This is a genomic window from Secundilactobacillus silagincola (assembly GCF_002583405.1).
Classification (GTDB): domain Bacteria; phylum Bacillota; class Bacilli; order Lactobacillales; family Lactobacillaceae; genus Secundilactobacillus; species Secundilactobacillus silagincola.
Map to the genome: position 1 here is coordinate 1 of NZ_BCMJ01000044.1, position 293 is coordinate 293.

A 293-nucleotide genomic window follows, 5' to 3' on the forward strand; every position below is an offset into this window, starting at 1 on the left:
CTAGGATGTTGGCTCAGAAGCAGCCACCATTTAAAGAGTGCGTAATAGCTCACTAGCCGAGTGATTCTGCGCCGAAAATGTACCGGGGCTAAGGATACCACCGAAATTGTGGATGCGACCAATAGGTCGCGTGATAGGAGAGCGTTCTAAGGGCGGTGAAGCTAGATCGTAAGGACTAGTGGAGCGCTTAGAAGTGAGAATGCCGGTATGAGTAGCGAAAGATCAGTGAGAATCTGATCCACCGAATGACTAAGGTTTCCTGGGGAAGGCTCGTCCTCCCAGGGTTAGTCGGG

General features: G+C 51.5%; 1 rRNA gene. It reads left to right on the plus strand.

The features are described 5' to 3' along the window. Positions 1 to 293, plus strand: a 23S ribosomal RNA gene (locus CES82_RS12135); the annotation flags it as partial.